Origin of the sequence: Oceanobacillus sp. FSL H7-0719, from assembly GCF_045040795.1 — a bacterium.
GTDB lineage: Bacteria > Bacillota > Bacilli > Bacillales > Amphibacillaceae > Oceanobacillus.
Genome location: NZ_CP150301.1, coordinates 418249 through 430862, shown reverse-complemented (window position 1 = coordinate 430862; position 12614 = coordinate 418249). Strand labels below are relative to the sequence as shown.

Sequence of the window (12614 nt, the reverse complement as noted above, 5' to 3'; positions counted from 1 at the left end):
AAGTTGGATAGGTCCATTTATTTTATATCTATTAAAGTGAAGAGTCGCTGCCAAAGAAACTCTTAAATGCATGTACTGTTGTAGCACGGTTCATCGCTGCGATTGAAGTTGTTAAAGGTATTCCCTTTGGACATACTTGAACACAGTTCTGAGAGTTACCACAGCCGCTTAGTCCACCGTCTTCCATTAAGCCTTCCAAACGTTCACTTGCATTCATTGCACCTGTTGGATGTGCGTTAAATAAACGCGCTTGTGAAAGTGCTGCAGGACCAATGAAATCAGATTTATCGTTAACATTTGGACAAGCTTCTAAACAAACACCGCAAGTCATACATTTTGATAGCTCATATGCCCATTGACGTTTGTTTTCAGGCATTCTCGGTCCAGGACCGAGATCATGCGTACCGTCAATTGGAATCCAAGCTCTCACCTGTTTCAACGCATCAAACATACGCTCACGGTCAACTATTAAATCACGAACTACCGGGAATGTAGTCATTGGTGCCAGACGAATTGGCTGTTCGAGCTTATCAACGAGCGCTGCACAAGATTGTCTTGCCGTTCCATTAATAACCATAGAACACGCTCCACAAACCTCTTCCAGACAACTCATTTCCCACATGACAGGTGTCGTCTTCTTGCCATCTGTATTTACCGGATTTCTTTGAATCTCCATAAGTGCAGAGATTACGTTCATATTCTTTCTATATGGAACTTCAAACGTTTCGTCATAGGGCTCAGATTCGGGACTGTCCTGACGAGTTATGATAAATGTAACTGTACTTTGTTCAGCCATTATTACTCTTCTCCCCCTTAATGTGTTGTTGTGTAGTCACGTTTACGAGGCTCAATTAATGACACATCAACTTCTTCATAGCTAAATACCGGTGTCTGTTCCTCATTGTCGAATGCCGCGATTGTAGTTTTCAGGAATTCTTCATCATTTCGCTCTGGAAATTCTGGTTTGTAGTGAGCGCCGCGGCTCTCATTACGGTTATACGCTCCAATTGTTATAACACGTGCAAGATGCAGCATATTCTTTAACTGACGTGTAAACATTACCCCTTGGTTACTCCAGCGGGATGTATCGTTAATATTAATATTATTCCAGCGCTGCAATAACTCTTGTATTTTCTCATCCGTTTTAAGCAATTTAGCGTTTTCACGAACTACTGTTACGTTATCTGTCATCCACTCGCCAAGCTCTTTGTGAATTTCATAAGCATTTTCCTCACCTTGCATATTCATAAGACCATCGAAGTCTGCTTGTTCTTTAAGAACGTTTTCTTCGAATAATGCATCAGTGATATCGTCTGCATGTTTTTCCAGACCATCAATATATTCTATTGCTTTCGGTCCTGCAACCGAGCCGCCGAAGATTGCCGATAATAAGGAGTTCGCACCAAGACGATTCGCACCGTGCTGTGAATAATCACACTCACCAGCAGCGAAAATACCAGGGATATTAGTCATCTGGTCATTATCAACCCAAAGCCCACCCATAGAGTAATGAACTGCTGGGAAGATTTTCATCGGCACTTTACGAGGATCTTCTCCGACAAATTTCTCGTAAATTTCTATAATACCGCCAAGTTTAATATCAAGTTCCTTAGAGTCTTTATGGGAAAGATCAAGATAAACCATATTTTCTCCATTTATACCAAGCTTCTGATTTACACAGACATCAAAAATTTCTCTTGTTGCAATATCACGAGGCACTAGATTTCCATATGCTGGGTACTTCTCTTCAAGGAAGTACCAAGGTTCCCCATCCTTATATGTCCAGATACGTCCACCTTCCCCACGTGCTGATTCACTCATTAGACGAAGCTTATCATCACCCGGAATTGCAGTTGGATGAATTTGAATAAATTCTCCATTCGCATATTTGACCCCTTGCTGATAAAGAATACTTGCAGCAGATCCTGTATTAATCATTGAGTTTGTCGACTTGCCGAAAATAATTCCCGGCCCGCCAGTAGCAAAAATTGTAGCATCTGAACGGAAAGCACGAATCTCATGTGATTTAATATTTTGAGCAACAATTCCTCGGCCAATTCCCTCTTCATCAATTACTGCTCGAAGGAACTCCCAGCCTTCATATTTTGTAACAAGCCCCTCCACTTCATAGCGACGCACTTGTTCATCTAAAGCATATAATAATTGTTGACCTGTAGTTGCTCCTGCATATGCTGTGCGGTGCATTTGTGTACCGCCAAAACGACGAAAATCAAGAAGTCCTTCTGGTGTGCGGTTAAACATAACACCCATCCGGTCAAACATATGTATAATTCCCGGAGCTGCGTCACACATTGCCTGCACTTGTTTTTGGTTAGCTAAAAAGTCTCCCCCATAAACTGTATCATCAAAATGAAGCCAGGTTGAGTCTCCCTCACCTTTTGTATTAACTGCTCCATTAATGCCGCCTTGAGCACATACAGAGTGAGAACGTTTTACAGGAACAATTGAAAATAAATCTACTTTAACACCTGCTTCTGCTGCCTTAATGACTGCCATCAATCCTGCCAGGCCACCGCCAACAACAGCAACTTTACGATTACTCATTTATTTCACTCACTCCCCAGATTACTTACTATTAAACACCGTACGCAAATTGAATCAATGTTCTTACACCAAGATAACTTACAGCAAAGAAGACAATGATTGCTACATATGTCATTACTCTCTGTGATTTTGGTGATTGTGTAATACCCCATGTTACGAAGAAGCTCCATAATCCGTTAGCAAAATGGAAAACTGCAGCAACTACTCCAATAAGATAGAACCAGAACATGAATGGACTAGAAAGGATCCCTTCCATTAAGCTATAATCCGCTTCTGCATTGCCTAAACCAATTTGAACACGTGTTTCCCATACATGCCATGCAATAAATACAAGCGTTATCAATCCTGTCCATCTTTGTAGCTTAAACATCCAATTACGGAAAAAACTATATTTTGATACGTTATTTTTCGCAGTAAAAGCTATGTATACCCCTAAAATAGCATGATACAAGATTGGTAGATAAATAATGAAAATCTCCAATAGAATTACAAAAGGAAGACTTCCCATAAATCCAGCTGCTTTGTTAAAGCTTTCCTCTCCATACACAGCGAAATGGTTAATTACTAAATGCTGTACTAAAAAAATTCCAATTGGGACTACCCCTAATAACGAATGTAACCTTCTCCAGTAAAATTCACGTTGCCCTGCCATGTTATCCCCCCTTATTAAATTATCATTTAAATTTCATTGACCACTTTAGATAATAAAACGCTTTTATAATTGAGCATATACTTCTAAAATGATACAAAATTGTAACATGTTTATTGTACTTCTTACTTCATAAACCGTCAAGATAACGGATTGATAATCTGCTAGAGTAATACAACTGCATATCTCACAAACTTTTACAAACTAAACTTGATAATTCTCTCTGAACAATAGATAATAAGACTAGTTTTTATTTATGGAATGAGATGTTTGTGAAGTATTTCATGATTTAGCTAATAAATATAACTATTTTTCTATTGCAGCAGCTCTTAAATATGTGGAGTTCAAATTTTCATTCATGCTTTTTGAGAGATAGTACCGGAAAGGATGAAATTCATGTATCAAAAAACACCAAAATTACCTATTTCTAATCTTGATGAATTATATACTGCTGGAGCGGGCTTTGATATTTTGCGCTATGTCGCATTACCGGAGTTTCTTGGAGAGGAAGCTCCAACACTTCTTTATTTCATGGGAAGAAACCTGGCCAGAAAATTTGAAATAAATACGATTGAAGATGTCTATTACATATTTGAAAAATTAGGTGTAGGTAAATTGGAATTGGTGAAAGAGAAAAAACATGAGAAGATTTTTCACTTACTTGCCGACTCTGTTTTTTTAAGACTTAAATCTTCTGTACAGGCAGACTTCCGTTTAGAGGCAGGTTTCCTTGCTGAAGCCATGGAGGCTGTTGATGGAGTGGAATGTGAATGTGTCGAGGATATTAATCATCGGATTCATCAAGTTCAGTTTTCTGTAATTAATACTAAATAATATATTATATTGGAATTTTTTATAGCAACAGCACTGTTTTGGGACGCTTCCCAGCTAAACAGTGCTGTTTATTATTTTTCGGATTCCTCGGGTGTGATGGGTTTATTCAATTCTTCAATTATTTGCTTTGCAATATTTGAAGGTATTCCGAGTTTGGTAATATCATTAACCTCTGCGTTTTTAATTTCTGTAATTGATTTAAAATGACGCAATAATAGTTTTTTTCTTTTTTCACCGACTCCCGGTATATTATCGAGAGCGGATTGAAATAAACTCTTGCCTCTCAAATTTCTATGAAAACTGATTGCAAAGCGGTGAACTTCATCCTGAATACGCTGGACAAGATAGAATTCTTGAGATCGACGTTCTAAAGGCACAATTTCAGATGGTGATCCATAAAGCAGCTCACTTGTTTTATGTTTATCATCCTTTACTAAACCTGCAATTGGTATATCCAGACTCAATTCATTTTCTAAAACATCCAGTGCTGCAGTAATTTGCCCCTTGCCTCCATCAACAATAATTAAATCTGGAAGTGGCAAATTTTCTTTCAAAACACGGGTATATCTTCTGCGTATTACTTCACGCATTGTTTCATAATCATCAGGACCTTCCACCGTCTTAATTTTATATTTGCGATAGTCCTTTTTACTTGGTCGTCCATCAACAAACACAATCATCGCAGAAACTGGATTTGTTCCCTGAATATTCGAGTTATCAAACGCCTCAATACGATGCGGTGTCTCAATATTTAATACTTCTCCTAACCGCTCTGCAGCTAAAATGGTACGTTCTTCATCCCGTTCTATCAGCAGAAATTTCTCATTCAGTGCAATTTCAGCATTTTTCATTGCCAGTGCGACAAGTTCTTTTTTCCGCCCCCTGAGCGGTGTATGGGCATGAACCTCTAAAAGTTTTTCTATCAGTTCGGCATCTGAGCCGATTGGAAGCAGAATCTCCTTTGGCCGCAAATGATTTTGGTGCAAGTAAAAGCGTCCGACATAACTGTAGAATGCTTCTTCTGGCTCATCATAAAACGGAAATGTAGTAACATTTCTTTCAATTAATTTGCCTTGGCGAATAAAGAATACTTGAATACACATCCAGCCTTTATCATAGCTATAGCCAAAAACATCACGATCTGTCTGATCATTTGTTGTCATTTTTTGCTGTTCCATAACAATCTCAATATGCTGTATTTGATCTCGTAATTCTTTTGCCCTTTCAAAATTCAGCTCTTCACTTGCTTCATACATTTTTTTGGTGAGATTTTCTTTAATTTCCTTAAACCCGCCCTGAAGGAAGGAAGTGATCTCCTGAATAATCGCCGCATATTCTTTAGCAGACATCGGAGTGGAACTGCAAGCTTTACATTGATTCATATGATAATAGAGACATGGCCTTCCCGGCGGATTATTACATTTTCTTAAAGGATATAAGCGATCTAACAGCTTCTTCGTTTCCCTTGCCGCAATCACGTTAGGGTATGGACCAAAATATTTTCCTTTGTCTTTCTTTACTTGCCGTGTAGTGATTAAACGCGGATGTCTCTCTGAAGTGATCTTTAAATAAGGGTAAGATTTATCATCTTTCAGCATTACATTGTATTTTGGATCATGTTTTTTAATTAAATTCATTTCCAGTATTAAAGCTTCAATTTCTGACGATGTTACAAAATATTCAAAGTCAACAATTTCCTGCACTAAACGCTGTGTTTTCCTATCATTTGCTCCAGTAAAATAGGAACGAACACGGTTACGCAGCTTTTTAGACTTTCCAACATATATAATCGTGCCATGCTTGTCTTTCATAAGATAACAGCCTGGACTCGGCGGAAGTATTGCTAATTTCGCTTTAATATTATCATTCATATTAACCATTCCCTATAGTTTAGAAAATCCCTTGTCACAATGCAACAAGGGATTTTAATTTCATTATTTAATTTTACACGATTTACGCGTGTTTGTTAATTAAATTGGTTAATGCTTCTTTTGGCTGGAAACCAATAGCTTGATCAACCACATTTCCGTCTTTGATTAATAGTAAAGTCGGGATGCTCATTACTCCAAATTTACTTGCAGTTTCTTGGTTTTCATCTACATCCAATTTTACAATTTTAACTTTATCGGACATTTCTCCGTCAATTTCCTCTAAAACTGGTGCAATCATTTTACAAGGCCCACACCATGGTGCCCAAAAATCAACAAGGACTAGTCCTTTAGAAGTTGTATCAGCAAAGTTTTGATCAGTTACATGTTCTATTGCCATTCAAATTTCCTCCTTTAATAAAAAATCATCTTGCTTATAAAGAAGTATATCACCGTAATTATGTACTTCCTAATAATTTGCTTATTTCTTTTTAATAAAATCTTTTTTTATAATGGAGCCTTTTATACACACGAGTTAAAACAGCAGTATAATATTATTTTACTTTCTGATTATCCACTTGAATGTACACAGTCCGAATAACTCGCGCTTCTCACAGAAGATCGGTGAGCTTTCGTCATGCTATGCACTCAGAAATTCCACCTAGACATTTTCTTCCGTTGAAGTCTTGAGCTATTCGGACTAACCTTATAAAAACCTGTATTTTCATTTTGTATTTTGAATGTAAATATGTTTCCGCAATTTATTATTGAACTAATTTAGCCAGTTATGCTTTGATTGCTTTGATTTCTTCGATTAGCAACGGAATAATCTCGAATAAGTCACCGACTATGCCATAATCTGCTATGTTGAAGATATTTGCTTCCGGGTCTTTGTTGATAGCAACAATTACTTTTGAATTCGACATCCCAGCTAAATGTTGAATTGCTCCCGAAATACCAACAGCGATGTACAAGTCAGGTGTAACTACCTTCCCTGTTTGGCCAATCTGTAAGGAATAATCACAGTAGTCCGCATCACAAGCACCACGTGAAGCACCTACAGCTCCTCCTAATACATCAGCAAGCTCATACAATGGTTTAAACCCGTCTGCACTCTTAACGCCACGGCCACCAGCAATAACTACATTTGCCTCGGACAAATCTACACCTTCCGAGGCTTTACGTACAACTTCTTTGACAATTGTGCGGATATCCGCAACCTCAACATCCTTAGCAGTCACTTCGCCACTTCTCGAAGCATCATGCTCTAATGGCGGAATATTATTCGGCCGAATAGTCACAAATCCAAGTCCATCTGTAATGATTTTCTTTTCAAATGCTTTACCAGAATATATTGGACGAATAAATTCGGCCCGATCACCAGTCTGTTCAATTTCCACTACATCAGATATCAAACCTGTATCTAATTTAGCTGCAAGTTTTGGTGTCAAATCCTTTCCAATTGAAGTATGTCCCATAACTATTCCGTCAGGCGACTCTTCGTTTACAACTGCTAGAACAGCCTGCCCATAGCCCTCCGATGTATACGTTTCCAATTTGTCGCTTTTAATCGTGACAACACGATCTGCACCATAGTGAATTAATTCCTGTGCTTGCTCATCAAGTGCTTCGTTTCCTAAAACGATACCTACAATTTCAGCTTCATTATCGATCGCTTTTGCAGCAGCTACTGCCTCATAAGAAACATTACGCAATGTTCCATCTCTGCCCTCAGCAATTACTAATAGTTTACTCATATCTCTGCCCCTCTCTCTGTCTCAATTAAAGTACTTTCTTTTCATCTTTTAGTAAAGAAACTAACTCTTTTACCTGATCTTGTATATCACCCTCGAGTACTCTCCCAGCAGCCTTTTCCTCAGGCAGATATATCTCGATTGTTTTTGTTTTTGGTTCTACGTCATCTTCATCCAGGTCAAGGTCGTCCAGTTCCAGTTCTTCTAATGGTTTTTTCTTCGCTTTCATAATTCCTGGAAGGGATGGATACCGCGGGTCATTTAGACCTTGCTGACAAGTAACAAGAAGCGGCAAACTTGTTTCAATAACTTCTACGTCACCTTCTATATCTTTTTCAATATTTACTGTATCTCCATCAATCTTTAAGCTTGTAATCGTTGTTACATATGGAATTCCCAAGGCTTCAGCGAGACGTGGGCCAACTTGACCGCTCGCTTCGTCAATCGCAACGTTTCCAGCTAAAATTAAATCAGCGTCTTTATCTTCAAAAAATGCTTCAAGAATTTTTGATGTTGTATATTGATCCCCTTCATCAAGATCATCTTCTGTATTAATTAAAACAGCTTTGTCTGCTCCCATCGCAAGCGCTGTTCTTAATTGTTTCTCCGAGTCTTCATCTCCAACAGTTACTACTGTTACTTCCCCCCCATGGGCATCACGTTGAATAATTGCCTCCTCGACCGCATATTCATCGTAAGGATTGATAATGAATTCAGCACCATCATCTTCAATCTGGCCGCCTGAAACATTAATTTTTTCCTCTGTATCGAATGTCTTTTTTAGCAAAACGTAAATATTCATATGACTTCCTCCTTATTTATCCTGGAAATTTGCTTTTCTTTTTTCCATAAAGGCTTGTATGCCTTCTGCTGCATCTTCAGAACCGAACACCTTCCCAAATGCCTTAGCCTCTGCTTTCGCTCCTTCTGTCATACGATTTGATTTTCCATACGACAGCAATTCCATAATAGCATGTATCGTTGGTTTGCTTTTTGCAGCGATGCTTTCTGCCATTTTTTCTGCTTCGGCAAATAATTCCTCTTCTATTGCTGCTTTATTGGCAAGACCATAAGCAACTGCTTCCTCTCCAGTAATCGGTTCTCCGGTGAGGATCATTTCATAGGCTTTAGCAGTTCCAACATAATGTGTTAACCGCTGTGTTCCTGCAAACCCTGGTATAATTCCTAGATTCAGCTCAGGAAGACCAATTTTAGCTTTTTCACTCACAAGACGGATATGACAAGACATTGCAAGTTCTAGACCACCGCCTAATGCTGCCCCGTGAATTGCAGCGATAACAGGTACCTTAAAATCTTCAATTCTTTGAAAAACTTGTTGTCCATTCAGAGAAAGAGACTCATAGTCTGAAGCCTCTTGTAAAGAAGTAAATTCTTTAATGTCAGCTCCTGCCGAGAAAAATCTACCTTCTCCCCTTAGCACGACTGCTTTTACTTGATCATTAACCTCAATCTCATCAAAATGAGTCTGCAAGTCCTTTATAATCTGGCTTGACAGAGCATTCGCAGGTGGACTTTGAATTGTTAAGTAAGCTACATTGTTTTTAACTTCTTGCTTTATCGTGTTCATTACTTCCCTCCTCATCCATTTCTATTTTAATCGAAAAACAAAAGTTTTGAAAATATTTTCTCGATTAAATGATTAATATATATTAATTTCATTGCATAATATAGTTATGGAACAATCAATACCAAGGATTAGATTCGTTTAAGCCCTTCTGTTAAAAATTGGTGAACTTCTTCTGCCTGCGCACCTAAATTATATTTTCTTTCTTTCATCACCCAGTTTGTCACAACCTCATCGAGTGTGCCAAATATCATTTGTCTAAGCAGCGCAGTATTTATATCTGCACGAAATTCTTTGCCTTTAATCCCTTCATCAATTATGCCATCAATAATATCAAGATACGGCTTTAATACTTTGTTTATTTGCAATCTTAATGAATAGTTTGATTGTCTCAACTCCAATTGGGTTACCACTGCTAAATAGTGATTTGCTTCCAGTTGTGCAAAGTGCAGCTGTATCAATGTTTTTAATTTTTCTTTTGCATTTGGCTGTTTACTTGTTGCAGTAGCAATCTTCTCAATGAATTGGCCCATTTTCTCTTCAAAAACGGAAACAAGCACATCTTCTTTATTCTTAAAATAGAGATAGATTGTACCATCTGCAACTCCAGCTTCTTTTGCAATTTTGGAAACTTGAGAGGCATGATAGCCATTTTCAGCGATTATCTTTACCGCAGCCTCAATTATCTGTTGGTATTTTGGTTTATTCGTCTTCATTATTTTCTCCTTAAACATAGAATGGAAATATGAATGAACAGTCATTCATATTTCCATTCTATAAGTTAAAACTTTATCTGTCAATTCATTTACGTTAACTCATTCATTTTAAACCGTTTCTGTTTGCTCTATTTGCTTTTGTGTTTTTTTCTCTTCATCAATTAATTGTCTTCTTAAAATTTTTCCAACTACGGTCTTAGGCAATTCATCCCTGAATTCATAGAGACGCGGCACTTTATATGCAGCCAGGTTTTCTCGGCAATACCGATTCAGGTCTTCTTCTGTCACTTGACGTCCATTCTTCAGGACAATAAAAGCTTTGACTGTTTCACCACGATAAGGGTCTGGTATTCCTACGACAGCAGCCTCTTGAATTGCTTCATGTTCATATAAAACTTCCTCCACTTCACGTGGATAAATATTATATCCCCCCGCAATAATCATATCTTTTTTACGATCTACAATATAAAAATACCCTTCTTCGTCCATGTAGCCCATATCCCCTGTAAACAGCCATCCATCCCGCAGTACATTATCTGTTTCCTCTTGATTATTCCAGTAACCCATCATTATTTGTGGTCCTTTAACTGCTAATTCCCCAACTTCACCAATTGGAGCTTCCTCTTCAGAACCGATTATAAAGAACTTTGCATCTGTATCTGGCCAAGGCAAGCCAATGCTTCCATTTATCCGTTTTCCCCATATTAAGTTAGCGTGAGTTACTGGAGATGACTCTGTTAACCCATAACCTTCAACTAACTTTCCACCTGTTATTTCTTCGAATTTTTCTTGAACTTCAACGGGCAAAGGTGCCGAACCACTGATACACGCCTGAATGGATGATAAATCGTATTGGTTAATGTCTGGATGATTTATTAAACCGATATAGATTGTCGGTGCGCCTGGAAACAATGTCGGTTTTTGTTTTTCAATTACTTTTAACACATCTTCAGCATTAAACTTTGGCATTAAAATAATTTTGGATGCTTGTTTTACAGCAAAGTTCATTACTGTCGTCATGCCATAGACATGGAAAAAAGGCAATACCGCCAGAATCGTTTCTTCACCAGTTTTTGTGTGATGCAGCCAGGCCTCAGACATTTGCAAGTTGGCAACTAAATTATAGTGCGTAAGCATAACACCTTTGGGATGTCCTGTCGTTCCTCCCGTATATTGCAAAAGAGCAATGTCCTTTTTGGGGTCAATTTCAACCTTTTGAAATTGTGGGTCACTTGTTTTCATGATTGTTTGCCAAACGTGTGTGTCATCACTCTCTTCCACTTTTACTACCATATTGTATTCTTTCTTTTGAATAAATGGGTAAATAAGGTTCTTTGGAAATGGCAAATAATCTTTGATGCCGGTAACGATCTTATGTTCAATACTTGTCTTCGATTGAACATTGGTCACTCTCGGCAGTAAAATGTCGAGACAAATGATTACCTTTGTTTCTGAGTCACGCATCTGATATTCTAATTCTCTTTCCGTATAGAGCGGATTCGTTTGCACCACAACTCCCCCAGCCATTAATATTCCATAATAGCTGATCACCGCTTGCGGACTGTTAGGCAGCATAATCGCTACTTTGTCATTCTTTTTTAAACCAAGTGACTGTAAATAGTTAGCAAATTGTTTTGCTTCAGTGAATAATCCCCCATAATCCAGTTCTTTCCCCATGAAATAAAGCGCTTTCTTTTTCGGGTACTGTAAAGCAGATTCTTCAAGGTAAGAATACAACGGTTTTTCATCATAATTAATGCTCTTTGGAATTTCTTCCGGATAGTGCCGATGCCATCTTTTTGCAGCTTCCATATAATCTCCCTCCCTTTTTATATACTATAACAATTATATCGATTAATTTCTATTTTTAGAAATTTTATTTAACAATCTGAGGAAAAATATTTCTGGCATCCTTCTATTAGATTATACATTAAATCTCCAACAGCTTAAATCACTCCCCTTATTTCTGCAGGCAGTTGATGAACCAACTGCCTGCAGAAGGCTGTAAATATTAAGACTCCGGACTTGAACTGCTAATACAGAGTCATTCTGAAATACATTAATCAGGAGTTTCTAAACCTATGCTGAATACGTGTTTTCAGCATGCTATCTTGAGTTATTTAAAAATATAATAAATACCCACCAATAAAAATATCACTGCTACTGCGAATAGTATTTTTGCAAGTCTTTCAAATACCATACTGCTTCCCCCTCTTTTTAGCCAATGCTTGCTCCAATTACAAAGGAAATTCCAACAGAAAATACCATTGACAGCAATCCAACCGCGATATTGCCTTTGCCAATTTCCTCATCCACTTTGATTGCTGGCAATAAAAATTCAAAAATAAAATATCCTAATATCAACAGAACGAATCCAAATGTGCCCCATCCTATAAGTTGTAATATGGAGTCATTATGTTCAATCGAGTAACGGAAAATCGTAGCAATACCGAATATTTTTCCACCCGTTGCCAATGCAACTGCCAGATTCCCTTTTTTTATTTCTTCCCAGTTTTTATAGGATGTTACAAGTTCAAAAATGGCTAAAAATACTACTGTACAAAGAACAACAACACTATATCTAGCTGCTGTTATTACGATGATATTTTCCCAGAATCCATTCATACTGACATCCTTCCTAGT

Annotated in this window: 12 protein-coding genes; 1 reads left to right on the top strand and 11 read right to left on the bottom strand. The window is 37.8% G+C overall.

Annotated elements, in window-relative coordinates; all coding sequences use genetic code 11:
* Positions 1-31: 31 nt before the first annotated feature.
* The 3 genes from sdhB to NST93_RS02085 are packed head-to-tail and all read right to left on the bottom strand — an operon-like array spanning position 32 to position 3217.
* Positions 32-796, bottom strand: coding sequence for a succinate dehydrogenase iron-sulfur subunit (gene sdhB, locus NST93_RS02095; RefSeq protein ID WP_405100725.1), 765 nt, complete (start codon positions 794-796; stop codon positions 32-34).
* Between the two features lie 17 nt (positions 797-813).
* Positions 814-2565 carry a succinate dehydrogenase flavoprotein subunit gene (gene sdhA / locus NST93_RS02090; RefSeq protein ID WP_405100724.1) on the bottom strand — a complete coding sequence of 584 codons (1752 nt, stop codon included), beginning with the start codon at positions 2563-2565 and terminating at the stop codon, positions 814-816.
* Between the two features lie 31 nt (positions 2566-2596).
* Positions 2597-3217: a succinate dehydrogenase cytochrome b558 subunit gene (locus NST93_RS02085; RefSeq protein ID WP_405100722.1), complete on the bottom strand. Its 621-nt coding sequence runs from the start codon at positions 3215-3217 to the stop codon at positions 2597-2599.
* A gap of 393 nt (positions 3218-3610) precedes the next feature.
* Between NST93_RS02085 and NST93_RS02080 the strand changes: the two genes are divergently transcribed.
* Positions 3611-4048: a YslB family protein gene (locus NST93_RS02080; RefSeq protein WP_405100720.1), complete on the top strand. Its 438-nt coding sequence runs from the start codon at positions 3611-3613 to the stop codon at positions 4046-4048.
* 71 nt (positions 4049-4119) lie between these two features.
* Here the strand turns inward: NST93_RS02080 and uvrC are convergent, their stop codons facing one another.
* The 8 genes from uvrC to NST93_RS02040 all read right to left on the bottom strand — a co-directional run bounded on the left by uvrC (position 4120) and on the right by NST93_RS02040 (position 12596).
* Entirely contained in the window at positions 4120-5919 is a 1800-nt protein-coding gene (gene uvrC / locus NST93_RS02075) for an excinuclease ABC subunit UvrC (RefSeq protein ID WP_405100719.1), read from the bottom strand.
* A gap of 82 nt (positions 5920-6001) precedes the next feature.
* On the bottom strand, positions 6002-6316 hold the full coding sequence (trxA, locus tag NST93_RS02070) for a thioredoxin (protein ID WP_405100717.1): 315 nt from the start codon (positions 6314-6316) through the stop codon (positions 6002-6004).
* Positions 6317-6701: 385 nt separating this feature from the next.
* Positions 6702-7673: an electron transfer flavoprotein subunit alpha/FixB family protein gene (locus NST93_RS02065; protein WP_405100715.1), complete on the bottom strand. Its 972-nt coding sequence runs from the start codon at positions 7671-7673 to the stop codon at positions 6702-6704.
* Positions 7674-7698: 25 nt separating this feature from the next.
* Entirely contained in the window at positions 7699-8472 is a 774-nt protein-coding gene (locus tag NST93_RS02060) for an electron transfer flavoprotein subunit beta/FixA family protein (RefSeq protein WP_405100714.1), read from the bottom strand.
* Between the two features lie 12 nt (positions 8473-8484).
* Complete coding sequence (locus NST93_RS02055) at positions 8485-9258, bottom strand: enoyl-CoA hydratase (protein WP_405100712.1); 774 nt, start codon at positions 9256-9258, stop codon at positions 8485-8487.
* A gap of 128 nt (positions 9259-9386) precedes the next feature.
* On the bottom strand, positions 9387-9971 hold the full coding sequence (locus tag NST93_RS02050) for a TetR/AcrR family transcriptional regulator (RefSeq protein ID WP_405100710.1): 585 nt from the start codon (positions 9969-9971) through the stop codon (positions 9387-9389).
* Positions 9972-10079: 108 nt separating this feature from the next.
* The gene (locus tag NST93_RS02045) at positions 10080-11783 is read right to left on the bottom strand and encodes a long-chain-fatty-acid--CoA ligase (RefSeq protein ID WP_405100708.1); all 1704 of its coding nucleotides are present in this window, start codon (positions 11781-11783) and stop codon (positions 10080-10082) included.
* A gap of 405 nt (positions 11784-12188) precedes the next feature.
* Complete coding sequence (locus tag NST93_RS02040; RefSeq protein ID WP_405100706.1) at positions 12189-12596, bottom strand: DUF350 domain-containing protein; 408 nt, start codon at positions 12594-12596, stop codon at positions 12189-12191.
* Positions 12597-12614: the final 18 nt, after the last annotated feature.